25 protein-coding genes and 1 pseudogene are annotated in these 24,676 nt (G+C 60.4%); 21 read left to right on the top strand and 5 right to left on the bottom strand.

Annotated features, from left to right (window positions below; all coding sequences use genetic code 11):
* Positions 1 to 129: 129 nt before the first annotated feature.
* Together AACY11_RS11850 and rpmE are read right to left on the bottom strand one after the other, a co-directional pair.
* Positions 130 to 930 carry a thermonuclease family protein gene (locus tag AACY11_RS11850; protein WP_339494824.1) on the bottom strand — a complete coding sequence of 267 codons (801 nt, stop codon included), beginning with the start codon at positions 928 to 930 and terminating at the stop codon, positions 130 to 132.
* 14 nt (positions 931 to 944) lie between these two features.
* The gene (gene rpmE / locus AACY11_RS11855) at positions 945 to 1,172 is read right to left on the bottom strand and encodes a 50S ribosomal protein L31 (RefSeq protein WP_339432957.1); all 228 of its coding nucleotides are present in this window, start codon (positions 1,170 to 1,172) and stop codon (positions 945 to 947) included.
* 284 nt (positions 1,173 to 1,456) lie between these two features.
* Here rpmE and AACY11_RS11860 point away from each other — a divergent pair, with 284 nt between their 5' ends.
* The 10 genes from AACY11_RS11860 (at position 1,457) to AACY11_RS11905 (ending at position 14,457) form a co-directional block, all read left to right on the top strand.
* On the top strand, positions 1,457 to 3,676 hold the full coding sequence (locus AACY11_RS11860) for a primosomal protein N' (protein WP_339494825.1): 2,220 nt from the start codon (positions 1,457 to 1,459) through the stop codon (positions 3,674 to 3,676).
* Positions 3,677 to 3,911: 235 nt separating this feature from the next.
* Positions 3,912 to 5,648: an arginine--tRNA ligase gene (gene argS / locus AACY11_RS11865; protein WP_339494827.1), complete on the top strand. Its 1,737-nt coding sequence runs from the start codon at positions 3,912 to 3,914 to the stop codon at positions 5,646 to 5,648.
* Position 5,649: 1 nt separating this feature from the next.
* Positions 5,650 to 6,354 (top strand): SPOR domain-containing protein, encoded by a 705-nt coding sequence (locus tag AACY11_RS11870; protein ID WP_339432960.1) that lies wholly within the window; start codon positions 5,650 to 5,652, stop codon positions 6,352 to 6,354.
* 232 nt (positions 6,355 to 6,586) lie between these two features.
* Positions 6,587 to 7,123, top strand: coding sequence for an ATP-dependent protease subunit HslV (gene hslV, locus AACY11_RS11875; RefSeq protein WP_003220875.1), 537 nt, complete (start codon positions 6,587 to 6,589; stop codon positions 7,121 to 7,123).
* Positions 7,124 to 7,171: 48 nt separating this feature from the next.
* A complete protein-coding gene (gene hslU, locus AACY11_RS11880) occupies positions 7,172 to 8,509 on the top strand; it encodes an ATP-dependent protease ATPase subunit HslU (protein ID WP_339464011.1) in 1,338 nt (445 codons plus the stop codon).
* Positions 8,510 to 8,662: 153 nt separating this feature from the next.
* Positions 8,663 to 9,040 (top strand): DUF971 domain-containing protein, encoded by a 378-nt coding sequence (locus AACY11_RS11885; protein WP_339494828.1) that lies wholly within the window; start codon positions 8,663 to 8,665, stop codon positions 9,038 to 9,040.
* 258 nt (positions 9,041 to 9,298) lie between these two features.
* The gene (gene phaC, locus AACY11_RS11890) at positions 9,299 to 10,978 is read left to right on the top strand and encodes a class II poly(R)-hydroxyalkanoic acid synthase (RefSeq protein WP_339432962.1); all 1,680 of its coding nucleotides are present in this window, start codon (positions 9,299 to 9,301) and stop codon (positions 10,976 to 10,978) included.
* A gap of 153 nt (positions 10,979 to 11,131) precedes the next feature.
* Positions 11,132 to 11,986, top strand: coding sequence for a poly(3-hydroxyalkanoate) depolymerase (phaZ, locus tag AACY11_RS11895; protein ID WP_221731317.1), 855 nt, complete (start codon positions 11,132 to 11,134; stop codon positions 11,984 to 11,986).
* 137 nt (positions 11,987 to 12,123) lie between these two features.
* The gene (gene phaC / locus AACY11_RS11900; RefSeq protein ID WP_339432963.1) at positions 12,124 to 13,806 is read left to right on the top strand and encodes a class II poly(R)-hydroxyalkanoic acid synthase; all 1,683 of its coding nucleotides are present in this window, start codon (positions 12,124 to 12,126) and stop codon (positions 13,804 to 13,806) included.
* 30 nt (positions 13,807 to 13,836) lie between these two features.
* Positions 13,837 to 14,457 (top strand): TetR/AcrR family transcriptional regulator, encoded by a 621-nt coding sequence (locus AACY11_RS11905; protein WP_339432964.1) that lies wholly within the window; start codon positions 13,837 to 13,839, stop codon positions 14,455 to 14,457.
* A gap of 196 nt (positions 14,458 to 14,653) precedes the next feature.
* Here the strand turns inward: AACY11_RS11905 and AACY11_RS11910 are convergent, their stop codons facing one another.
* From AACY11_RS11910 to AACY11_RS11920, 3 genes are all read right to left on the bottom strand, one after another.
* Entirely contained in the window at positions 14,654 to 15,484 is an 831-nt protein-coding gene (locus tag AACY11_RS11910; protein ID WP_339432965.1) for a phasin family protein, read from the bottom strand.
* 10 nt (positions 15,485 to 15,494) lie between these two features.
* On the bottom strand, positions 15,495 to 15,917 hold the full coding sequence (locus tag AACY11_RS11915) for a phasin family protein (protein WP_221731321.1): 423 nt from the start codon (positions 15,915 to 15,917) through the stop codon (positions 15,495 to 15,497).
* 243 nt (positions 15,918 to 16,160) lie between these two features.
* The gene (locus tag AACY11_RS11920; protein ID WP_339432966.1) at positions 16,161 to 16,436 is read right to left on the bottom strand and encodes a polyhydroxyalkanoic acid system family protein; all 276 of its coding nucleotides are present in this window, start codon (positions 16,434 to 16,436) and stop codon (positions 16,161 to 16,163) included.
* A gap of 154 nt (positions 16,437 to 16,590) precedes the next feature.
* On the opposite strand from AACY11_RS11920, the gene ubiE reads away from it, so the two are divergent.
* From ubiE to AACY11_RS28380, 11 genes and pseudogenes are all read left to right on the top strand, one after another.
* Positions 16,591 to 17,361, top strand: a complete 771-nt coding sequence (ubiE, locus tag AACY11_RS11925; protein ID WP_221731323.1) for a bifunctional demethylmenaquinone methyltransferase/2-methoxy-6-polyprenyl-1,4-benzoquinol methylase UbiE — start codon at positions 16,591 to 16,593, stop codon at positions 17,359 to 17,361.
* Positions 17,361 to 17,984 (top strand): ubiquinone biosynthesis accessory factor UbiJ, encoded by a 624-nt coding sequence (locus tag AACY11_RS11930; RefSeq protein ID WP_339494829.1) that lies wholly within the window; start codon positions 17,361 to 17,363, stop codon positions 17,982 to 17,984. The genes ubiE and AACY11_RS11930 overlap by 1 nt, the downstream gene beginning before the upstream one ends.
* Positions 17,981 to 19,585, top strand: coding sequence for a ubiquinone biosynthesis regulatory protein kinase UbiB (gene ubiB / locus AACY11_RS11935; RefSeq protein WP_339432968.1), 1,605 nt, complete (start codon positions 17,981 to 17,983; stop codon positions 19,583 to 19,585). The genes AACY11_RS11930 and ubiB overlap by 4 nt, the downstream gene beginning before the upstream one ends.
* Before the next feature lie 81 nt (positions 19,586 to 19,666).
* Positions 19,667 to 20,068 carry a phosphoribosyl-AMP cyclohydrolase gene (gene hisI, locus AACY11_RS11940; RefSeq protein WP_123470722.1) on the top strand — a complete coding sequence of 134 codons (402 nt, stop codon included), beginning with the start codon at positions 19,667 to 19,669 and terminating at the stop codon, positions 20,066 to 20,068.
* Entirely contained in the window at positions 20,061 to 20,393 is a 333-nt protein-coding gene (locus AACY11_RS11945; RefSeq protein ID WP_007909355.1) for a phosphoribosyl-ATP diphosphatase, read from the top strand. Before hisI ends, AACY11_RS11945 begins: the two co-directional genes overlap by 8 nt.
* Before the next feature lie 25 nt (positions 20,394 to 20,418).
* A complete protein-coding gene (locus AACY11_RS11950) occupies positions 20,419 to 20,709 on the top strand; it encodes a twin-arginine translocase TatA/TatE family subunit (RefSeq protein WP_339494830.1) in 291 nt (96 codons plus the stop codon).
* A 10-nt stretch (positions 20,710 to 20,719) separates the two neighbouring features.
* Positions 20,720 to 21,166 (top strand): Sec-independent protein translocase protein TatB, encoded by a 447-nt coding sequence (gene tatB / locus AACY11_RS11955; RefSeq protein WP_339494832.1) that lies wholly within the window; start codon positions 20,720 to 20,722, stop codon positions 21,164 to 21,166.
* Complete coding sequence (tatC, locus tag AACY11_RS11960) at positions 21,163 to 21,951, top strand: twin-arginine translocase subunit TatC (RefSeq protein WP_260455779.1); 789 nt, start codon at positions 21,163 to 21,165, stop codon at positions 21,949 to 21,951. The genes tatB and tatC overlap by 4 nt, the downstream gene beginning before the upstream one ends.
* Positions 21,948 to 22,655: a 16S rRNA (uracil(1498)-N(3))-methyltransferase gene (locus AACY11_RS11965; protein WP_339432970.1), complete on the top strand. Its 708-nt coding sequence runs from the start codon at positions 21,948 to 21,950 to the stop codon at positions 22,653 to 22,655. The genes tatC and AACY11_RS11965 overlap by 4 nt, the downstream gene beginning before the upstream one ends.
* 219 nt (positions 22,656 to 22,874) lie before the next feature.
* Positions 22,875 to 23,819 (top strand): annotated as a pseudogene (locus tag AACY11_RS28375) (methyl-accepting chemotaxis protein); the annotation flags it as partial.
* A gap of 141 nt (positions 23,820 to 23,960) precedes the next feature.
* Positions 23,961 to 24,674, top strand: a complete 714-nt coding sequence (locus AACY11_RS28380) for a methyl-accepting chemotaxis protein (RefSeq protein ID WP_401159731.1) — start codon at positions 23,961 to 23,963, stop codon at positions 24,672 to 24,674.
* Positions 24,675 to 24,676: the final 2 nt, after the last annotated feature.

The raw sequence follows: 24,676 nt of genomic DNA on the forward strand, positions 1-24,676 counted from the left end.
TCGCAAAGTCCCCACAAGACTGAGCAGTCACCCCTGTCAAGCGCCCAGCCCTACGACTTTGGGCCAAGAGCCACGGCGGGCAAGGGCTTGACTGTTCACAATCAACAGGAAAAATGTCTACAAGTTTACTCAGCGGGCGCGTTGCAACATCGACGGATCGGTCAGTGGCAGTAGCCAACGCGGCTGACCCGGTTGCAACCCACCGCGACGCGAACGATCAACCACCCAGCCACGAGCCTCGATTTGCTTGCCCTTCAGCGCTTGCAGGCGAGCGCTGTCAAATTGTCCGACCAGATTGGGTGCAACGCGCAATACAAGTGCGCCCTGCAACTCGATCCAGATTCCACCTCGATTGCGTTGCACCTTGCTCACACGACCACTGACCACCGCGAAACCAGAGCGCTGGATCTGCTCCGCTTTCAGTACAGGTGATTGCCGCCAGAGACCTCGCCCAGCCTGTCGCGCGCTGCGCTCGGCGGCTTGCTGACAGGCCACCAAATCGACATTCGGTGCTACGGCGACCTGAAAACCGAGGCCGTCGGCGAGCATTTGCGCTTCAAGATTGGCGCCGCTGACGCTATAGAGGTGGGCGAGCGTACGACCGTAATGGTCTTTCGCTTGCTTACCGGGGAGCAAACCGACACGTCCGCCACTGGCAGCCACCAACGCTTCGAGGCGTTTGCGTGCCGCCACGGCTAACGGTTCGTCGCTGCGACCCTGCCTGCCCAGTTCAGGCGTGTTGAGACCAATCATGCGTACGCTGCGCCCGTCGCTCAGGCGCAAGGTGTCGCCATCGACCACGCGCTGCACTGCCACGGTAGTCAGCCCCGAGGGCACAGGACAGAAGGCTTGCGCTGCGGACAGCCAAATCGCGGACACAAAAAAGGCGCCCGCGAGGGACGCCTTTTTCAGCAGTGAGGAACAGCCCACCGGGCTCTTCAACCTTACTCTGCAGCAGCAGGTTTCTTGCCGAAAGCACCGAAACGGTCGGCGAAGCGCTGAACGCGGCCGCCAGTGTCCAGAGTCTTTTGCTTACCGGTGTAGAACGGGTGGCATTCGTTGCAAACGTCGATCGCCAGGGCTTTGCCGAAGGTCGAACGAGTTTCGAATTTGTTGCCGCAGCTGCAGGTAACAGCGATTTCTGGGTAGTTCGGGTGGATATCAGCTTTCATGGTGTCTTCCTCAGCTAGCGTGCCGCCATCCAACACTATTGTTGAATACCGCACGTAATTAGGCCGCGGATTCTACCAGACAATGTCAATCGTGCAAGCTGTCCCTTAGACCGACCGTCTGCTAGGCTCCCGGCCTCGAACACATTCTCCTGTGGGAGCGGGCTTGCTCGCGAATGCGGCGTCTCACCCAACATTACGGTGCCTGACACACCGCATTCGCGAGCACGCCCGCTGCCACAATTGATCTGCGCTCGCCCTTCTTTTGTGTTGATAGAGACCCCCGCGTGCCCGACGCCATTCTGCGCCTCGCCCTGCCTTCACCCTTGCGCCGCCTGTTCGACTATCGAGCCCCGGCCGGCGTGCTGCGCGCCCAGTTACAACCAGGCATGCGTCTGCGGGTGCCGTTCGGCCGGCGGGAGATGATCGGGATTCTGGTCGAGGTCACTGACACCAGCGAAGTGCCGGTGGAAAAGCTCAAACCGGCACTGGCCCTGCTCGATACCACGCCGCCACTGCCACCGGCGCTGTTCAAGCTGTGCCTGTGGACGTCGCAGTATTATCAGCACAGCCTTGGCGACACTCTGAGCTGGGCGCTGCCGGTGCTGTTGCGTCAGGGCGAACTGGCCGAAGCGCGGCAGGAACGCTTCTGGTCGATCACCCCCGGCGCCAGCCTCGATGATCCGCGTGTCGCACGCGCCCCGCGCCAACGTGAGGCACTGGCCACCCTGGCCCAACACCCGCACGGCGTTGCCCATCAGTTGCTGAGCAAGCTGATGCTGAGCAAGGACAGCCTCGATTTGTTGCTGGCCAAGAATCTGGTGCAAGTCGACATCCGCCGGCATGCACCCGGTGCACGCCACGAGCACTGGCTCGCGCAGCCGGAATTACCGCTCAACACTGAGCAACGCGCCGCATATGAAGCGATTCGCGCAGGCTTTGACAGTTATCACGCGTTTCTGCTGGCCGGTGTCACCGGCAGCGGCAAGACCGAAGTCTATTTGCAACTGATCCGCGAGACCCTCGAGGCCGGCAAGCAGGCGCTGGTGCTGATCCCGGAGATCAACCTCGGCCCGCAAACCCTGGCGCGGTTCGAGCAGCGCTTCAATGCGCGCATCGCCCTGCTGCACTCGGCGGTCAATGACCGCGAGCGCCTCGACGCCTGGCTTGCCGCCCGCGATGGCGAGGCCGACATTATTATCGGCACCCGTTCGGCGCTGTTCACCCCGATGAAAAACCCGGGCCTGATCATCATCGACGAGGAGCATGACGGTTCTTATAAACAGCAGGAAGGCCTGCGCTATCACGCCCGCGACCTGGCACTGGTGCGCGCGCGGCAGGAAAACATTCCGATCGTCCTGGGTTCGGCCACGCCTTCGCTGGAAAGTCTGCACAACGCCTACACCGGTCGGTACGGCCTCCTGCGACTGAATGAGCGCGCCGGCGGTGCCAAGCAACCACGTTTCCTGCGCCTGGATGTAAAAAGTCGTCCGCTGGATAGCGGCATTTCCGGCCCGATGCAGCAAGCCATCGGCCAGACGCTCGCCAACGGCCAACAGGTATTGGTGTTCCTCAACCGTCGAGGTTTTGCGCCGACGCTGCTCTGTCACGATTGCGGCTGGATGTCCGAATGTTCGCGCTGCGACGCGCGGATGACCGTGCACCAGCGTCACGGCGAACTGCGCTGCCACCATTGCGGTTACGTCGAACGCGTGCCGCGCCAGTGCCCCAAGTGCAACAAGGTTGATCTGCGCCCGGTCGGCGCCGGTACCGAGCGTGCCGAAGAACGGCTGGCGATTCTGTTCCCCGATTACCCGGTGCTGCGCGTTGACCGCGACAGCACTTCGCGCAAGGACGCGATGAATCAGTTGTTCGCGACGATTCAGAAGGGCCAGCCGTGCATTCTGGTCGGCACGCAGATGCTGGCCAAGGGGCACCATTTTCCGCGAGTAACGCTGGTGTCGATCCTCGATGCCGACGGCGGGCTGTTCTCCGGCGACTTCCGCGCCAGCGAGCGAATGGCGCAGTTGATCGTTCAGGTTGCCGGGCGTGCCGGACGAGCGGAAGAGCCGGGCAAAGTGATCATTCAGACGCACTTGGCCGACCATCCTTTATTAGTGCAACTGACCGAGCAGGGTTACTTCGCGTTCGCCGAACAGGCGTTGAGCGAGCGCCGCGCCGCCGGCCTGCCGCCGTTTTCACATCTGGCGCTGTTGCGCGCCGAAGCGCACAAGCCGGGGCAGGCCGAAGGCTTTCTCGATGAGGCATGCAGCGAGGCCGAACGTTTGTTGGCTGAGCAGAACCTGAGCGGGATCGAATTGCTCGGGCCGGTGCCGGCACCGATGGAACGGCGGGCGGGGCGCTACCGTGCGCAACTGCTTTTACAGGCGACAGCACGGGGGCCACTGCATCGGTTGCTCGCCAGTTGGTTGCTGGTGCTGGAACAGATGCCGAGTGGGCGGGCGGTGCGCTGGTCGCTGGATGTCGATCCCGTGGATCTGTATTGACCTGAAGATCGCCTTCGCGAGCAGGCTCCCACATTGGATCTGCGGCATTCATACATTATGTGTCTGGCACCGATCCCTTGCGGGAGCGGGCTTGCTCGCGAAAAGGCCCGAATTGTCACCACATATCCATAAGCTGCCTGCTAAGGTTGGCAAGCCCGTCTTCGCAACGGATAATGCCCAGTTTTTCCACCCGCGCATCGATGCGCCGCCGCGCTTGCGGTCGAAAGAGAAGACCATGAAAGACACCATCCGCCAGCTGATCCAACAAGCCCTCACCCAACTCGTCAACGAAGGTGTGTTGCCTGAAGGCCTGACGCCGGCGATTCAGGTGGAGAACGCCCGCGACAAGACCCACGGCGACTTCGCCAGCAACATCGCCATGATGCTGGCCAAGCCTGCGGGTATGAAGCCGCGCGATCTGGCGGAAAAAATCATTGCCGCACTGCCGGCCGACGAGAACGTCACCAAAGCGGAAATCGCCGGCCCCGGCTTCATCAACTTCTTCCAGAACACTCAGGCCCTGGCCAACCGCCTCGACGCTGCCCTGGCTGACGCCCATGTTGGCGTGCGCAAGGCCGGCCCGGCGCAGCGCACCGTGGTCGACCTGTCGGCACCGAATCTGGCCAAAGAGATGCACGTCGGCCACTTGCGCTCGACCATCATCGGTGACGGCGTGGCCCGTGTACTGGAATTCCTCGGCGACGAAGTGATCCGCCAGAACCACGTCGGCGACTGGGGCACCCAGTTCGGCATGCTGATGGCGTATCTGCAGGAAAACCCGATCACCAGCGATGAGCTGTCGGATCTGGAAAACTTCTACCGCGCCGCCAAGCAGCGTTTCGACGAGTCCGAAGCGTTCGCCGACCGTGCCCGTGGCCTGGTGGTCAAGCTGCAGGCCGGCGATGCCGAGTGCCTGGCGCTGTGGACCAGGTTCAAGGACATCTCGCTGTCGCACTGCCAGAAGATCTACGAACTGCTCAACGTCAAGCTGACCATGGCCGACGTGATGGGCGAAAGCGCCTACAACGACGACCTGATCAACGTTGTAAACGACCTGAAAGCCGCCGGCATGCTGGTCGAGAGTAACGGCGCCCAGTGCGTATTCCTCGACGAGTTCAAGAACGCCGACGGCGACCCGCTGCCGGTGATCATCGTCAAGGCTGACGGCGGTTACCTGTACGCCACCACTGACCTGGCAGCCGTGCGCTACCGCAGTGGCAAATTGAAGGCTGATCGCGCGCTGTACTTCGTCGACCAGCGTCAGGCCCTGCACTTCCAGCAAGTGTTCGCCGTGGCGCGCAAGGCCGGTTTCGTGACCCATCCGATGGAAATGGAGCACATGGGCTTCGGCACCATGAACGGCGCCGACGGCCGTCCGTTCAAGACCCGTGACGGCGGCACCGTGAAGCTGATCGACTTGCTCACCGAAGCGCAGGAACGTGCCTACAGCCTGGTGAAAGAGAAGAACCCGACGCTGGCCGAAGACGAGTTGCGCAATATCGCCAAAGTCGTTGGCATCGGCGCGGTGAAATACGCCGACCTGTCCAAGCACCGCACCAGCGACTACAGCTTCAACTTCGACCTGATGCTCAACTTCGAAGGCAATACCGCGCCATACCTGCTGTACGCCTACACCCGCGTGGCCGGTGTGTTCCGCAAACTGGGCAAGGACTTCAGCGAAGTCGACGGTCAGATCGTTCTGGAAGCGGCGCACGAGCACGAGCTGGCGGCGAAACTGGCGCAGTTCGGCGAAGTGCTGAATAACGTGTCCGACAAAGGCACGCCGCACATCCTCTGCACTTATCTGTACGACGTTGCCGGTCTGTTCTCCAGCTTCTACGAGAACTGCCCGATCCTCGCCGCCGAGACGCCAGCACAGATGCAGAGCCGTCTGCGTCTGGCCGCGCTGACCGGTCGCACCCTCAAGCAAGGCCTGGAGCTGTTGGGTCTGGAAACTCTGGAGCGTATGTAAGTTGGCTGCCAAGAAAAAACCTGCACCCAAGCGTGGCGCCAGCCGTTACCAAGCCCCTGCGAAGCAACCGATTCCGGGTTGGCTGTGGATGGCCATCGGCCTGACGGTCGGTGCGTTCATCGTGTTCCTGATGAAACTGGAACCGGGCAAGGGCAGCGACACGGTCAAGCGTGAGAAGGTCGAACAACAGCAGCAGAGAGCGTCGAAAATCGCCGAGGCCAACAAGACCCCGCCGAGCCCGACGCAGCCCGTGAAGCCGAAGTACGACTTCTACACCCTGCTGCCGGAATCGGAAGTGATCGTACCGCCGGACGCCGTGCCGGAGAAAACCCTGCCGACGCCACAAGTGCCGACCACGCCGGTCACCCCGGCGGAAGCGGCGAAAATCGACACAGCACGGGCTCAAGCTGCGCTGTCGGGCATTACCCCGCCGCCCGCGCCACCGGTGGCTAAAGCGGCGCCGGTGACCAAGTTCTTCCTGCAGGCCGGTTCGTTCCGTAAAGAGACCGATGCGGACAAGGTGCGCGCGCAGATCATTCTGCTGGGTCAGTCGGTGGCCGTTGAGTCCGGCACGGTGAAGGATGAAACCTGGTACCGCGTATTGGTCGGTCCGTTCAGCAACCGCGAACAACTGACCACGGCCCAGAAGCAACTGGCTGGCGCTGGTTTTAGCAACCTGTTGTTACAACAACGCCAGAATCGCTGATCCCATCAGCGGTACCGCGTCATCACTCTTCGCGAGCAAGCCCGCTTCCACAGGATCTGCGCTAACCCTGTGGGAGCGGGCTTGCTCGCGAAGGCGTCATGGCTGACACCCCGTCATCCTGACACACCCTCGCCGTTCGTCCCCCTGCGCCCTCCCCGGTTGAAATCCGCTTCACCACCCCCATATGAATGGGCATAAGGCATTTTCGCCCCGCAGTGTGGAGACTCTTCCCTTGACCACCATCGTTTCAGTCCGCCGCCACGGCAAAGTCGTCATGGGCGGCGACGGCCAGGTTTCTCTCGGCAACACCGTGATGAAAGGCAACGCGAAGAAAGTCCGTCGCCTTTACCACGGCCAGGTCATCGCCGGTTTTGCCGGTGCCACCGCTGACGCCTTTACCCTCTTCGAACGCTTCGAAGGCCAGCTTGAGAAACATCAGGGCCACCTGATCCGCGCCGCCGTCGAACTCGCCAAAGAATGGCGCACCGACCGCTCCCTCAGCCGCCTCGAAGCCATGCTCGCGGTCGCCAACAAAGATGCCTCGTTGATCATCACCGGCAACGGTGACGTGGTCGAACCTGAGAATGGTCTCATCGCCATGGGTTCCGGTGGCGGTTACGCCCAGGCTGCGGCCAGCGCGCTGCTGAAAAAGACCGACCTGTCGGCCCGTGAAATCGTCGAAACCGCTTTGGGTATCGCCGCCGACATCTGTGTATTCACCAACCACACTCAGACCATTGAGGAGCAGGATCTCGCTGAAGAAGCCTGATACGGCCCCTGTGCCACGGCTTTTTTTGCTTGAGGACCGCCAATTATTATGTCCATGACTCCCCGCGAAATCGTCCACGAACTCAACCGCCACATCATCGGCCAGGACGATGCCAAGCGCGCCGTCGCGATTGCCCTGCGCAACCGCTGGCGCCGGATGCAGTTGCCTGAAGAGCTGCGTGTTGAAGTGACCCCGAAGAACATCCTGATGATCGGCCCGACCGGCGTCGGTAAAACCGAGATCGCCCGTCGCCTGGCGAAACTGGCCAACGCGCCGTTCATCAAGGTCGAAGCGACCAAATTCACCGAAGTTGGCTATGTCGGCCGTGACGTCGAATCGATCATCCGTGATCTGGCCGACGCGGCGATCAAGATGCTGCGCGAGCAGGAAATGACCCGCGTGCGCCACCGCGCTGAAGACGCCGCCGAGGACCGCATCCTCGATGCGTTGTTGCCACCGGCGCGCATGGGCTTCAGCAACGAAGAAGCGCCAAGCTCCGATTCCAACACCCGTCAGCTGTTCCGCAAGCGTCTGCGCGAAGGCCAACTGGATGACAAGGAAATCGAAATCGAAGTCGCCGAAGTGGCCGGCATCGAGATCGCCACGCCGCCAGGCATGGAAGAAATGACCAACCAGTTGCAGTCCCTGTTCGCCAACATGGGCAAGGGCAAGAAGAAGTCCCGCAAGCTCAAGGTCAAAGAAGCGCTGAAACTGGTGCGCGACGAAGAAGCCGGGCGCCTGGTCAACGAAGAAGAGTTGAAGGCCAAGGCCCTGGAAGCCGTTGAGCAGCACGGCATCGTGTTCATCGACGAGATCGATAAGGTGGCCAAGCGCGGCAATGTCGGCGGCGCCGATGTCTCCCGTGAAGGTGTGCAGCGCGACCTGCTGCCGCTGATCGAAGGCTGCACCGTCAACACCAAGCTGGGCATGGTCAAGACCGATCACATCCTGTTCATCGCCTCCGGTGCGTTCCACCTGAGCAAACCGAGCGATCTGGTGCCCGAGCTGCAAGGTCGTCTGCCGATCCGCGTCGAACTCAAGGCCCTGAGCCCGGAAGATTTCGAGCGCATCCTCAGCGAACCGCATGCCTCGCTCACCGAGCAATACTGCGCGCTGCTGAAAACCGAAGGCCTGAACATCGAGTTCCAGCCCGAAGGCATCAAGCGCATCGCCGAGATCGCCTGGCAGGTCAACGAGAAAACCGAAAACATCGGTGCCCGTCGCCTGCACACGCTGCTTGAGCGTCTGCTCGAAGAGGTGTCGTTCAGTGCCGGCGATATGGCCAGCACCCATGATGAAAAGCCGATCCTGATCGACGCCGAATACGTCAACAGCCACTTGGGCGAATTGGCGCAGAACGAAGACCTGTCCCGTTATATCCTGTAAGCCATACTTACAGCGGTAGCGGACCCTGTGGGAGCGGGCTTGCTCGAGAAGAGGCCGTGCCAGTCGACATCCATGTTGGCTGACACACCGCTTTCGCGAGCAAGCCCGCTCCCACATTTGAATCAGGGTCGCCCACACAACGGACGCCAGACCATGACCTCAATTCCCACCGACATCAAACTGCAAAAAGCCTCGAAAACCCTGACGCTCACCTACGCGTCCGGCGAGGAGTTCACCCTGCCCGCCGAATTCCTGCGTGTGCATTCCCCCTCCGCCGAGGTCCAGGGCCACGGCAAACCCATCCTGCAATTCGGCAAGCTCAACGTTGGCTTGAGCAAGCTGGAACCGGCCGGTCACTACGCACTGAAACTGACCTTCGACGACGGGCACGACAGCGGCCTGTTCACTTGGGAATATCTCTATGAGCTGGGGCGACGTCATGACGCACTCTGGGCCGATTATCTGGCTGAGCTCAAAGCGGCCGGAAAAACCCGCGATCCGGATCAGTCGATCGTCAAGCTGATGCTCTAGTCCCAGCGTCTTGCTCTTTAGAGGGCATTTTCTAAATTCATCTGTTTGAATGCTCTGCTGCGGCGTCGAGGATCGGCCCGCTTGCGAAAAAAATTAAACTCGGGTAACCAATGGAGCTGGCAAGTTCCCTGCAGTGCTCTACGACTGTAAAGCAGCTATGCAGAATTAACGGTCACCCGAGCAGTAGTATCTGGCATTGGCTGTGGAACTGCACAGCAGAAAACCGGGTACTCGTCTCAGGACAATGGAGCGTCGTAGATGAGTAACAAGAATAACGATGACCTGAAGTATCAAGCCTCGGAAAACACTCTGGGGCTTAATCCCGTCGTTGGGCTGCGCGGAAAGGATCTGCTGGCCTCTGCTCGTATGGTGCTGAAACAGGCCATCAGACAACCGATCCATAGCGTCAAGCACGTCACCCATTTCGGTCTCGAACTGAAGAACGTGTTGTTCGGCAAATCCGAACTGCAACCGGCAGGCGATGACCGTCGTTTCGCCGATCCTGCGTGGAGCCAGAACCCGCTCTACAAACGCTACCTGCAAACCTACCTGGCTTGGCGCAAGGAACTCCACGCCTGGATCGACGACAGCAGCCTGTCACCCAAAGACGTCGCTCGCGGCCATTTCGTGATCAATCTGATGACCGAAGCGATGGCGCCGACCAACACGGCAGCCAACCCGGCGGCGGTCAAACGCTTCTTCGAGACCGGCGGCAAAAGCCTGCTCGACGGCCTCTCGCATCTGGCCAAGGATCTGGTGCACAACGGCGGCATGCCGAGCCAGGTCAACATGGGCGCATTCGAGGTCGGCAAGAGCCTGGGCGTGACCGAAGGCGCGGTGGTGTTTCGCAACGACGTGCTGGAGCTGATCCAGTACAAGCCGATCACCGAGCAAGTCCACGAGCGTCCGTTGCTCGTCGTGCCGCCGCAAATCAACAAGTTCTACGTATTCGACCTGAGCCCGGACAAGAGCCTGGCGCGTTTCTGCCTGCGCAATAACGTGCAGACGTTCATCGTCAGCTGGCGCAACCCGACCAAGGCTCAGCGCGAGTGGGGCCTGTCGACCTACATCGATGCGCTGAAAGAAGCGGTCGATGTGGTGACCGCGATCACCGGCAGCAAAGACATCAACATGCTCGGCGCCTGTTCCGGTGGCATCACCTGCACCGCCCTGCTCGGCCACTACGCAGCCCTTGGCCAGAATAAGGTCAACGCCCTGACCCTGCTGGTCAGCGTGCTCGATACCACCCTGGACAGCGACGTTGCCCTGTTCGTCGACGAGCAGACCCTGGAGACCGCCAAGCGCCACTCGTATCAGGCCGGCGTGCTCGAAGGCAAAGACATGGCCAAGGTTTTCGCGTGGATGCGCCCCAACGACCTGATCTGGAACTACTGGGTCAACAACTACCTGCTTGGCAATGAGCCGCCGGTGTTCGACATTCTGTTCTGGAACAACGACACCACAAGGTTGCCGGCCGCGTTCCACGGCGACCTGATCGAGATGTTCAAAAACAATCCACTGATCCGCCCCAATGCACTGGAAGTGTGCGGCACGCCGATCGACCTCAAGCAAGTCACCGCCGATATCTTTTCGCTGGCCGGCACCAACGACCACATTACCCCGTGGAAGTCCTGCTACAAGTCGGCGCAGTTGTTTGGTGGCAAGGTTGAATTCGTATTGTCGAGCAGCGGCCACATCCAGAGCATTCTGAACCCGCCGGGTAATCCGAAATCGCGCTACATGACCAGCGAAGGGATGGCCGCCAACGCCGATGACTGGCAAGAGAACTCGACCAAGCACACGGATTCCTGGTGGCTGTACTGGCAGGCGTGGCAGGCCGAGCGCTCGGGCAATCTGAAAAAGGCTCCAATGAAACTGGGCAACAAGGCGCATCCGGCAGGCGAAGCATCGCCGGGCACTTATGTACATGAGCGGTAATTGACACACCTCATCCCCAATGTGGGGGCGAGCCTGCTCGCGAAAGCGATCGTTCAGCCAGTATCGATATTGACTGACATGACGCCTTCGCAGGCAAGCCCGCTCCCACAAGGGTTAAGGGTGATATTGAGATCGACCCACAGGGCCTGAAGCATGCCGCAACCGTTCATATTCCGTACCGTCGATCTGGATGGCCAGACCATTCGCACGGCGGTACGCCCCGGCAAGCCTCACTTGACGCCCTTGCTGATTTTCAACGGCATCGGCGCCAACCTGGAGCTGGTGTTTCCGTTTGTCGCGGCGCTGGACCCGGATCTGGAAGTGATCGCCTTCGACGTGCCCGGTGTCGGTGGTTCCTCGACGCCGAACCGACCGTATCGCTTTCCCGGCCTGGCCAAGCTGACGTCACGGATGCTCGATTACCTCGACTATGGTCAGGTCAACGTGATCGGTGTGTCGTGGGGCGGCGCGCTCGCGCAGCAGTTCGCCTACGACTACCCCGAGCGCTGCAAGAAACTGGTGCTGGCGGCGACCGCTGCCGGTGCGGTGATGGTGCCGGGCAAACCGAAAGTGCTGTGGATGATGGCCAGCCCCCGGCGCTACATTCAGCCGTCCCATGTCATCCGTATCGCACCGTTGATCTACGGCGGCTCGTTCCGCCGTGACCCAACCCTGGCCGCCAGCCACGCAGCAAAAGTGCGTTCGGCGGGCAAGCTCGGTTACTACTGGCAACTGTTCGCCGGTCTGGGCTGGACCAGCATTCACTGGCTGCACAAGATCCACCAGCCGACGCTGGTGCTGGCCGGCGATGACGATCCACTGATCCCGTTGGTCAACATGCGCATGCTCGCCTGGCGCATTCCCAACGCGCAGTTGCACATCATCGATGACGGTCACCTGTTCCTGATTACCCGCGCCGAAGCCGTGGCGCCGATCATCATGAAATTCCTCGAGGAGGAACGTCAGCGCGCGGTGATGCACCCGCACCCGACACCGCTGGGCGGCTAACCGCTACGGCAGGTTTTATGCAGTGCCTTTTCAGAATGCGTGGCAGGACGCCCCGCAGGCAACAACCCGCAACAGCGACTATGGTGTTCTGGTTCGGTGAGTTTGTTTTTGGCCTGAAGACGAAGGAGTGTTGATACATGCGCGAAAAACCAGCAAAGGGCGTTGTACCCAGCTCCGCCGTGTTCATCAATGCACAAAGTGCGATCGCCGGGCTGCGTGGCCGAGACCTGATCTCGACCCTGCGCAGCGTGGCCGTCCATGGCTTGCGCAACCCGATCCACAGCGCGAAGCACGCGTTGAAACTCGGCGGCCAATTGGGCCGCGTGCTGCTGGGCGAAACCCTGCACCCGACCAATCCACAGGACAGCCGCTTCGCCGACCCGGCATGGAGCCTGAATCCGTTTTACCGGCGCAGTCTGCAGGCGTATCTGGCCTGGCAGAAACAGGTCAAAAGCTGGATCGACGAGAGCAACATGAGCCCGGACGATCGCGCGCGCGCGCAGTTTGCCTTCACCCTGCTCAACGACGCCGTAGCGCCGTCCAATACGTTGCTCAACCCGCTGGCGATCAAGGAGTTGTTCAACTCCGGCGGCCACAGTCTGGTGCGCGGCCTCAGTCATCTGTTTGATGATTTGCTGCACAACGACGGCCTGCCTCGACAGGTCACCAAGCAAGCATTCGAAGTCGGCAAAAGCGTCGCTACCACTACCGGTTCAGTGGTGTTTCGCAACGAGATGCTGGAGCTGATCCAGTATCGACCGATGAGCGAAAAACAGTACGCCAAGCCACTGCTGGTAGTACCGCCGCAAATCAACAAGTACTACATTTTTGACCTCAGTCCGCAAAACAGCTTCGTCCAATACGCCCTGAAAAACGGCTTGCAGACCTTCATGATCAGTTGGCGCAACCCCGATGTGCGCCACCGCGAATGGGGCCTTTCGACTTACGTTGAAGCGGTGGAAGAAGCGATGAACGTGTGCCGGGCGATCACCGGCGCCCGCGAGGTCAACCTGATGGGCGCCTGCGCCGGCGGGCTGACCATCGCCGCTCTGCAAGGGCATTTGCAGGCCAAACGGCAACTGCGGCGGGTCTCCAGCGCGACCTATCTGGTCAGCCTGCTCGACAGCCAGATCGAAACCCCGGCCACGCTATTTGCCGACGAGCAAACCCTTGAAGCCGCCAAACGCCGTTCCTATCAGAAGGGCGTGCTGGACGGTCGCGACATGTCCAAGGTTTTCGCCTGGATGCGCCCCAACGATTTGATCTGGAGCTACTTCGTCAACAACTACCTGTTGGGCAAAGAGCCGCCAGCCTTCGACATTCTTTACTGGAACAACGACAACACACGGCTGCCCGCCGCGTTTCACGGCGACCTGCTGGACTTCTTCAAGCACAACCCGCTGACCCACCCCGGTGGTCTTGAGGTCTGCGGTACGCCGATCGATCTGCAGAAAGTCACTGTCGACAGTTTCAGCGTCGCCGGCATGAACGACCACATCACTCCATGGGATGCGGTGTATCGCTCAACCTTGCTGTTGGGGGGGGATCGACGTTTTGTGCTGTCCAACAGTGGCCATGTACAGAGCATTCTCAACCCACCGACCAACCCGAAAGCCGCCTACATCGATAACGGCAAGATGAGCAGCGATCCGCGCGCCTGGTACTACGACGGCAAACACGTCGACGGCAGTTGGTGGCCACAGTGGCTGGAATGGATTCAGCAACGCTCCGGCGCCCAGCACGAAACCCAGATGACCCTCGGCAACCCGAACTATCCACCGATGGAGGCAGCACCCGGCACTTACGTGCATGTGCGCTGACGCTTAACCGAATTTTTCTAAGAAGACTGGATGAAAACCCGCGACCGGATTCTCGAATGTGCTCTGCAACTGTTCAACGAAAAGGGCGAGCCGAACGTTTCCACCATGGAAGTTGCCAATGAAATGGGGATCAGCCCCGGCAACCTCTATTACCACTTCCACGGCAAGGAGCCACTGATACTCGGACTGTTCGAACGTTTCCAGAATGAGTTGGCGCCGCTGCTGGATCCGCCGCCGGAGGTGGAGTTGGCGCCGGAAGATTACTGGCTGTTCTTGCATCTGATCGTCGAGCGACTGGCGCAGTATCGGTTCCTGTTTCAGGACCTGTCGAACCTGGCCGGACGCCTGCCGAAACTGGCGAAGGGGATTCGTCATTTGCTCAATGCCTTGAAACGCACACTGGCATCGTTGCTGGCGCGGTTGAAGGCGGCAGGACAGTTGGTCAGCGATACGCAGGCGCTGGGGCAATTGGTGGAGCAGATCACCCTGACGCTGCTGTTTTCACTGGACTATCAGCGGATTCTTGATCGGGAGGGGGAAGTCAGATTGGTGGTTTACCAGATCATGATGCTGGTGGCGCCGCACTTGCTGCCGCCGGTGAAGGTGGCGACGGAGCGGATGGCGCTGCAATACCTGGAAGATCACGACTAATCGAAAATACCAGGAACCCTGTGGGAGTGGGCTCGCTCGCGAAGAGGCCAGTACATCCGCGACATCTTGTGTGACCGGAATGCCGCCTTCGCGAGCAAGCCCGCTCCCACAGGGGTTCGCAGTGGGCTTGAGATTATCTACACAAACAAAAACGCCCGACCTTCAAAGGCCGGGCGTTTTCTTGCTTCCTGAAAAATCAGGACTGACTGGTTGGCGTCGACGGGGTCGATGCAACAGTCGGGGTGGCCGCCGGAGTCGGTGCAGCGGCGGAGTTCGACGTGCTCACCGGGGTTGCCGAAGTGGCAGGCTTGGCCGCTGGAGCGGCCGGTTTCGGCGCAGCGGCTTTCGGTGCGGCCGGTTTTTTCACTGCCGGTTTCTTCGCCGCAGCCGGTTTGGCCGCTGGCTTGGCAGCAGGTTTGGCGGCTGCGGTTTTCGCTGCTGGCTTGGCGGCAGGTTTAGCTGCTGGTTTGGCGGCAGTTTTTGCAGCAGGCTTGGCAGCGGCTTTGGCAGCAACCGGTTTGGTCGCAGGTTTTGCAGCCGCTTTAGCCAGTGGCTTGGCCGCCGTTTTGGCTGCTGGCTTGGCTGCAGCGGTTTTCGCCGCTACCGGGCGAGCTTTCTCCCCGGTAAGTTTTTCGATCTGCTTGGTCAAGGTTTCCACCTTGCTGTGCAGCGCTTTCACTTCATTGCGGCTCGGAACGCCCAGGCGCGAAATCGCGCTGTTCAGGCGCTTGTCGAACGCCCCTTCCAGCTCGTCCCACTTGCCCAGTGCGCGATCTTTCACGCCGCTGATGCGCGACTTGGCCGAAGAAGCAGAGTCCTTGGCGGCATCGACTTTTTTGCCGACAGCCGATTTGGTGAGTTTCTCGGCTTTCTCACCGTCTTTGACCAATGTATCGAAGAGTTTGCTGCCGTCAGTGTCGATCTTCGAGTACACGCCTAAACCAGCCAGCCAGATTTTGCGGGAGTAGTCTTCGACTTTCCCGATCCACGAGCTGCCTTCTTTATCGGTGTTCTTTTTACCAGCCATCCCGTTCTCCTTAAGATTTACGCGCGACGCGTTCGAGCAATGCCGTCAGCTCATCGAGCTTAGCAGAGAGTGTCTCAACGTCATGTTTAGACGGAATGCCGATACGATTCAAGGCGCTTGCAACACGGGAGTCGAAGGCCTTCTCGACCTTGTCGAGTTGAACTTCGACGCGACCTTTGAAAGAGCTGACCTCACCCTTGACTTCATCGATCTCGGTGTTGGCCGCTTCGAGTTTTTCGGTGACGGCTTTTTTGCCTTTCTTTTCAACCGTTTGACCGGCCTTGATCAGCTCTTGAAAGTAGTCGCTGCCCTCTTGGCCGACCTTGGCGTAGGCACCCAGGCCTGCCAGCCAGATCTTGCGGGCATAGGATTTCACGTCGCTCAGGGCTGAAGTCGAAGCGTCGATTTTTTTCTTCAAAATTACTTTGGCCATGGTGCACCTCACGCGCAGAAGGTTTGAGGAACTGCCCGCGAAAGTGTCGGGCTCAGGCACAAAGTAGGCAGAAAAATTAGAAACGGCACCCTAACAACCGACATAAACAGCAGGAGCACCACGAAACAAATGTGGGAGCGGGCTTGCTCGCGAAGGCGTCGTGTCAGTCACCTTATGCATTGACTGACAGACCGCTGTCGCGAGCAAGCCCGCTCCCACAGGGGATTGGATTGCAGGCGTAAATCAGACCAGCGCTTTATCCAGCGCCTTCTCGATCTCGGTTTTGATCATGCCGCTCATGGCCGACATCATCAGGCCCAGCTCCACGTCGACCCTGATCGAATCGTCGGCGACATGCACCGCACCTTTAACGCCCGAACGCTTGAGGTTCAAGGTGTCGCCCGACCATTGCGGCTCCAGGCCATATTGATCGGACAGTTTCTGCGCCAGCTTGTCGGCCTTCTCGCGGGCCGCTTCCTTGCCCAGGTTGTGGGCACGCTCAACACTAATACGGGCCATTGAATGACTCCTGCTTTATGAATGCTTGTCGGTAAATCTTGACCGCATCTGCGGCAAATCGTCCCGAAGGTTGCCCATCTTACCTTTAGCCATTCCAAGACAAAGCATGGCTTGGGGATTAGAATGTCGCGCATTCTCTTTTGGTGACAGCGATATGACTGATCAGCGCAAAGGCAGCGATGCCGAACCCACCACTCACTTCGGCTTCAAAAACGTTCCGGAAAGCCAGAAAGCGGAAAAAGTCGCTGAGGTGTTCCACTCCGTAGCCGCCAAGTACGACCTGATGAACGACCTTCTGTCGGGCGGCATGCACCGCCTGTGGAAGCGTTTCGCGATCGAATTGTCGGGCGTGCGCAGCGGTAATCGCGTGCTCGACATCGCCGGCGGCACCGGTGACCTGACCAAGAAGTTCTCCCACCTGGTCGGCCCGACCGGTCAGGTCGTACTGGCCGACATCAACGAATCGATGCTCAAGGTCGGCCGTGACCGTCTGCTGGATCTGGGTGTGGCCGGCAACGTCGAATTCGTTCAGGCGGACGCTGAAAAACTGCCGTTCCCGGACAACCATTTCGACTGCGTGACCATCGCCTTCGGCCTGCGCAACGTGACGCATAAAGAAGACGCCCTGCGCTCGATGCTGCGCGTACTCAAGCCCGGCGGCCGTCTGCTGGTGCTGGAATTCTCCAAGCCGACCAACGCGCTGATGTCCAAAGCCTACGACGCCTACTCGTTCGCTTTCATGCCACTGATGGGCAAGCTGATCACCAACGATTCGGAGAGCTATCGCTACCTGGCCGAGTCGATCCGCATGCACCCGAATCAGGAAACCCTGAAGTCGATGATGGTCGACGCCGGTTTCGACCGCGTGACCTATCACAACATGACCTCGGGCATCGTTGCCCTGCACCGCGGCATCAAGCCCTGATGTTGCTCACCGGGCTGCTGGCCAGCGTCGAACTCGGCCTGAACCGGGTGCTGCGTTTCGACAGCACGGCGCTGGCGCGGCTGGCGCATTTGACTGGCAAAGTGATTGCCGTCGATTGCCGCAGCCCGGCGTTGCAACTGTTCATCCTGCCGAGTGATGAAGGGCTGATGCTGGCCTCCCACTGGGAAACCGGCGTCGATTGCACCCTGCGCGCTCCGGCTTCAAGCCTGGTGAAACTGGCCCTGAGCAAAGACAAGACCGCGGTGCTGCATGCCCCGCAAGTCGAGCTCGATGGCGACAGCGGCGTGCTGCTGGAACTGGCCGGCGTGTTGCAGGACCTCGAGCTGGACTGGGAGTACGAACTCTCGCGCTGGCTCGGCCCTGTCGCCACACATCTGGTCGGTGGCCATCTGCGCAGCCGCGCACGCTGGTATCAACAAGGATTTGCCAGTCTCAACCAGAACCTCGCCGAATACCTCGCCGAAGAATCACGCACCCTCGTCGGGCAGCGCGAAGCCGAAGCGCGGTTCAGCGAACTGGACCGGATCAAACTTGATCTGGAACGTCTCGAGGCGCGTTTCGAGCGCCTTTCCCGATCCCTCGACCCAAGCGATAACGCATGAAGCTGCTTGCCGTCCGCCGTCTGTTGCGCATCCAGCGCGTCGTGATCCGCTACCGCCTCGATGACCTGCTGTTCGATCTGCCGCTGCCCTGGTTCCTCCTGGCGCTGCGCTTTGTGCTGCCGTGGCGCTGGTTTGCGCGCAAGCCGCTGGATCTGAGCCGGGGTGCGCGTTTACGCCTGGCATTGCAGGATTTGGGGCCGATTTTCATCAAGTTCGGGCAGATTCTCTCGACCCGTCGCGACCTGCTGCCGGAAGACATCGCCGATGAACTGATGCTGCTGCAGGATCGCGTGCCGCCGTTCGATTCGCAGGTTTCAATCAAGCTGATCGAAGAGCAACTGGGCAGAAAGATCGACGAAGTCTTCAGCCGTTTCGACGTCAAACCACTGGCCTCGGCCTCGGTTGCACAGGTGCATGCCGCGCAACTGAAAACCGGCGAAGAAGTGGTGGTCAAAGTCATCCGCCCAGGCCTGAAACGGGTGATCGCGCAGGATCTGGCATGGCTGTTCATCCTCGCCCGCGCCGCCGAAAAAGTATCGGCGGATGCCCGTCTGCTGCACCCGGTTGACGTGGTTCAGGATTACGAAAAAACCATCTACGACGAACTCGATCTGCTGCGCGAGGCAGCCAACGCCAGCCAGTTGAAGCGCAACTTCGAAGGCTCGCCGCTGCTCTACGTGCCGCAAGTCCATTGGGACTGGTGCCGCCCGAAAGTGCTGGTGATGGAGCGTATCTACGGGATTCAGGTGACGGATCTGGCGACCCTCGCCGACCAGCGCACCGACATGAAAATGCTCGCCGAACGCGGCGTGGAGATTTTCTTCACCCAGGTATTCCGCGACAGTTTCTTCCACGCCGACATGCACCCGGGCAACATCTTCGTCAGCACGGTCAACCCGTGGAGTCCGCAGTACATTGCTATCGACTGCGGCATCGTCGGCAGCCTGACCCCCGAGGATCAGGATTACCTGGCGCGCAACCTGTTCGCCTTCTTCAAGCGTGACTACCGCCGCGTGGCGCAACTGCACATTGATTCGGGTTGGGTGCCGGCAGAAACCAAGCTCAACGAATTCGAAGCGGCGATCCGTACCGTGTGCGAACCGATCTTCGAAAAACCATTAAAAGATATTTCATTTGGTCAGGTGCTGATGCGCCTGTTCCAGACCGCGCGGCGCTTCAACATGGAAGTGCAGCCGCAGTTGGTGCTGCTGCAAAAGACGTTATTGAACATCGAAGGCCTCGGCCGTCAGCTGTACCCGGATCTGGATCTGTGGAACACCGCGCAGCCGTTCCTAGAACGCTGGATGCGCGAGCGCGTCAGCCCGAAAACCTTGATCGGCAACGTGCAGAGCCAGTTCGAACAGTTGCCGCACCTGGCCAATATGGCCCGCGACCTGCTCGAGCGCATGTCCCAGCCCCATGCCAACGACCCACCGCCACCGTGGCACAAACGCAAGGACGACTGGTTCCTGCGCCTGCTTGGCAGTGCCCATCTGGCGGGCGGTACGGTCCTCGCCGCCGGTGGCCCGCTGAACGAACTGGGGCATTGGCCTGCGGGGATCATGGTGGCTGTCGGCTTGTATCTGGTCGTTCGCCGATAGCCAGTTCCATGATCGGCTGGCACACTGTTTCAACGCCTGAACCCGACTATTAGAAGTGCGGGTTCGCTGTCGGAGTCGAAGATGAAAAACTGGCTGGACGAGATCAAGTGGGACGCTGATGGCCTGGTGCCGGCGATTGCCCAGGATCACAAGACCGGACGCGTGCTGATGATGGCCTGGATGAACCGCGAAGCGCTGGAACTGACAGCGGCGGAAAACCGTGCCATCTACTGGTCACGTTCCCGTGGCAAGCTGTGGCGCAAGGGCGAAGAGTCCGGCCACGTACAGACCCTGCATGAAATGCGTCTGGACTGTGACGCCGACGTGATCATCCTGATGGTTGAACAGATCGGCGACATCGCTTGCCATACCGGCCGTCAAAGCTGCTTTTACCGTGTCTTCGAAAACGGCGACTGGAAAACAGTCGACCCGGTACTCAAAGACCCGCACGCCATCTATTGCGCAGGACACAAACATGAGTGACACCCTGACCCGTCTGGCCGAAGTGCTCGAAGAGCGCAAAGGCGCCGCTGCCGACAGCTCGTATGTGGCTAGTCTGTATCACAAGGGTCTGAACAAGATTCTGGAGAAAGTCGGCGAAGAGTCGGTCGAAACCATTATTGCCGCCAAGGACGCCGCCATCAGCGGTGATTGCAGCGACGTGATTTACGAGACCGCCGACCTGTGGTTCCACAGCATGGTCATGCTCGCCCAACTGGGGCAGCATCCGCAGGCTGTGCTCGATGAACTGGATCGTCGCTTCGGTCTGTCCGGACACGTCGAGAAAGCCTCGCGTCCGTCCGCCTGAACAACTTTGAGAGAGGAACTGCAACATGGGCATTTTTGACTGGAAACACTGGATCGTCATTCTGGTAGTCGTGGTGCTGGTGTTCGGCACCAAGAAACTGAAAAACCTAGGCACCGACGTGGGTGAGTCGATCAAGGGCTTTCGCAAAGCCATGAACGACGACGAGAAGCCAGCCGCCGATCCAACCGTGACGCCTGCGCAGCCTGCGCAGCCGGTGCCACCGGTGCAGCCGCAAGCCACCGCTCAGGCCAATCCGCCGCACACCATCGATGTGCAGGCGCAGAAAGTTGAAGAGCCGATCCGCAAAGACGTGTGAGCACTGACTAATGTTTGGTATCAGCTTCACTGAACTGCTGCTCGTCGGCCTCGTCGCCCTGCTGGTGCTGGGCCCCGAGCGACTGCCGGGCGCTGCACGCACCGCCGGCCTGTGGGTCGGGCGACTGAAGCGCAGCTTCAACGCGATCAAACAGGAAGTTGAACGTGAAATCGGTGCCGACGAGATTCGTCGGCAACTGCACAACGAGCACATTCTGTCGCTGGAGCAGGAGGCGCGGAAGATTTTCAATCCGGTTCAGCAGGAGCCGACCCCGGTTGAGCATGTCGGCGAGCAGACGATTCATGCGCCAGCCGCGCCCGCTGCACCTGCACCTGTTGCAGCGCCGAAAGAACCAGTGCCCGCTGCTGCAAATACTTCGGTTGAACACGTAGCCCCAACCGCCGCGCCGACCACACCAGCGCCTCACGACCCTACACTGCCGCCGCGAGCCCCATGAGCGATCTCCCCGAAAACGACCAGCACATGCCGCTGGTTTCGCACCTCACCGAGTTGCGCACCCGTCTGCTGCGTTGCGTGGCGGCGATTTTCATCATCTTCGCCGGGTTGTTCGCGTTCACCCAGCAGATCTACACCTTCGTCTCGACGCCGCTGCGCCAGTACCTGCCGGTGGGCGCGACGATGATCGCCACCGACGTGTCGTCGCCGTTCCTGACGCCGCTGAAGCTGACGATGATGGTTTCGCTGTTCCTCGCGATTCCGGTGATTCTGCATCAGATCTGGGGCTTCATCGCGCCGGGCCTGTACAAGCATGAGAAGCGCATTGCCGTGCCGCTGCTGGTTTCCAGCATCCTGCTGTTCTACACCGGCATGGCCTTCGCCTATTACTTCGTGTTCCCGCTGATTTTCAAATTCTTCGCCGCCGCCACCCCGGCCGGCGTGGAAATGATGACCGACATCGCCAGCTATCTCGATTTCGTCATGACGCTGTTCTTCGCCTTCGGTGTGGCATTCGAAATCCCGGTGGCCGTGGTGCTGCTGGTGTGGATCGGCGTGGTCGACGTCAAATACCTGAAGAAGATCCGCCCGTACGTGATCATCGGCTGCTTCGTGGTCGGCATGATCCTCACCCCGCCGGACATTTTCTCCCAGACCCTGCTGGCCGTGCCGATGTGGATGTTGTTTGAAATCGGCATTCTGTTCGGCAGCCTGGTCAGCAAGCGCGAACGCCCGGAAGAAGCAGCCGACGATCACAACGACCCGCCGCCAGCGACCCAGGCATGAACCTGCTGCTGCTCGAAGAGGCCGATTTCATTGCGCCCGACCGTGTGGTGCTGCGTGATCGTCGCCTGACCCATATGCAGGACGTTCACCGCTCGGAAGTCGGTGACAGCCTGCGGGTCGGGCGTGTAGACGGGTTGATGGGTTCGGCCGAGTTGCTGCGCCTGGAAGCGGGTGAAGCTGAACTGCGCGTCACCCTCGACCAACCGCCACCGGCCAAGCTGCCACTGACATTGGTGCTGGCCCTGCCCCGCCCGAAGATGCTCCGTCGGGTGTTCCAGACCGTGGCGACCATGGGCGTGTCGAAGGTGATTCTGGTCAACAGCTACCGCGTCGAAAAGAGCTTCTGGCAGACGCCGTTTCTTGAACCGCAAGCGATCCGCGAACAATTGATCCTCGGCCTCGAACAGGCCCGGGATACCGTCCTGCCGCACATCATCATCGAGAAACGCTTCAAACCGTTTGTCGAAGACCGTCTGCCAGCCATCACCGACGGCACTCTCGGCCTGGTCGGCCATCCCGGCAACTACCCGCCGTGCCCACGCGCGCTCAACGAACCGGTGACCCTGGCGATCGGCCCCGAAGGTGGCTGGATCCCCTACGAAATCGATCTGCTGGCCAAATCCGGATTGCAACCGGTGCAACTGGGTGAGCGCATTTTGCGGGTTGAAACCGCCGTGACCGCCCTGCTCGCCCGCCTGTTCTAAATTCGCCACATCCCCTGTGGCGGACAAATGGCGTTACAGATTGCCATCACCCAGCCGATACAGTTCCCATAAGTCCAATGAGTGGTCTGAGGGAGTCGTCGCATGTACCGTTGGTTAGCCGAGAGTCTTGGAAACGTCAGCGTCAAACGCAAGCTGGGAATCGGTTTCGGCCTGGTGCTGGTGCTGACGCTGTTGATCACCTTCACCGGCTGGACCGGCATGAGCGGCATCATCAGCCGTGGCGACAAGCTTGGTTTCATCTCCGGCCTGAACGAGCTGACCAAGGATCTGCGCCTGGCGCGCCTGGACTATGAAGCCCGTCGTGGCGAACAAGGTCCCGGCACCGTCAACGAACTGCTTGGCAAACTCGACAGCGGCCTGCAAACCGCTCGCACCCTGATCGAGCAACCCTCCGATGCGGCAATGGTCGATCAGCAACTGGCCGCCGTCGCCGAATACAAACGCGCCTTTGCCGACATGACCCAGGCCACCGTTCAGCGCGAAGACGCCCGCAGCAAGCTTGGCGCCAATGCCGACAACGCCGTGGCGAAGATTTCGGAAGTTGAAAAATCCATGCTGCAGGGCGACAGCGTCGCCCAATTCAACAGCGTGATCGAACTGAGCAAACTGCTGCAGCAGGCGCGCTATCAGGTGCGCGGCTACACCTACAGCGGCAAGGCCGATGCTGAGCAGCCGGCGCTGGACGCCATCGACAATGCGCTGAAGAATCTCGAGAGCCTGCCATCGAAGCTGCCGGAACAGCACATCGCCAACCTGCAGCAGGCCACTGACTCAATCAAGGCCTATCGCGCAGCGGTCGCCCAGTTCCGCGACTCCCAGATCAACACCGCCAAGGCCAAGGCAATCATGTCGGCTCAGGGCGACATCCTCCTCGATGTGAGCAAAAAACTCACCGAATCCCAGACCATCGTGCGCGACACCGATGCCGCACACGCCAAGAACATGCTGATCATCGCCACCCTGCTGGCGGTAGCTTTCGGCCTGCTGGCGGCCTGGGCGATCACCCGGCAGATCATCATTCCGTTGAACCAGACCCTGCAGGTTGCTGAACGCGTGGCGGCCGGCGATCTGACCCACAACCTGGTCTCGCTGCGGCGCGATGAACTGGGCCAATTGCAACGCTCGATGCAGAGCATGACCCAAGGCCTGCGCGAGTTGATCGGTGGCATCAGCGAAGGCGTCACCCAGATCGCCAGCGCTGCCGAAGAACTGTCGGCCGTGACCGAGCAGACCAGCGCCGGGGTCAACAATCAGAAGATCGAGACCGACCAGGTCGCCACCGCCATGAACGAAATGGCCGCCACCGTGCAGGAAGTCGCGCGCAACGCCGAAGAGGCTTCCGAAGCCGCCGTTGCCGCCGACCAGCAGGCCCGCGAAGGCGACAAAGTGGTGGGTGAGGCGATCACCCAGATCGAGCGTCTGGCCGTTGAGGTGGGCCACTCCACCGAAGCAATGGGCGACCTCAAACGCGAAAGCGACAAGATTGGCAGCGTGCTCGACGTGATCAAGTCCGTGGCCCAGCAAACCAACCTGCTGGCGCTCAACGCGGCAATTGAAGCGGCGCGTGCGGGCGAGGCCGGCCGTGGCTTCGCGGTGGTTGCTGACGAAGTGCGCAGCCTTGCCCAGCGCACGCAGAAGTCCACCGAAGAGATCGAAGAACTGATCGTCGGCCTGCAAAACGGCACCCAGCAAGTGGCGACGATCATGGACAACAGCCGCAGCCTGACTGACAGCAGCGTTGAGTTGACTCGTCGTGCTGGCGGTTCGCTGGAAAGCATCACCCGCACCGTCTCGGCGATTCAGGCGATGAACCAGCAGATCGCGGCAGCAGCCGAGCAGCAGAGCGCCGTGGCCGAAGAGATCAACCGTAGCGTGCTGAACGTGCGCGATGTGTCGGATCAGACCTCGGCGGCGAGTGAAGAGACAGCAGCGTCCAGCGTTGAACTGGCGCGACTGGGGACGCATTTGCAAATGCTGGTGGGTCGATTCAAGGTTTGAGC

The sequence above is a fragment of the Pseudomonas sp. RA_105y_Pfl2_P56 genome (genome assembly GCF_963970845.1).
In the GTDB taxonomy this organism is placed as follows: domain Bacteria; phylum Pseudomonadota; class Gammaproteobacteria; order Pseudomonadales; family Pseudomonadaceae; genus Aquipseudomonas; species Aquipseudomonas baetica_A.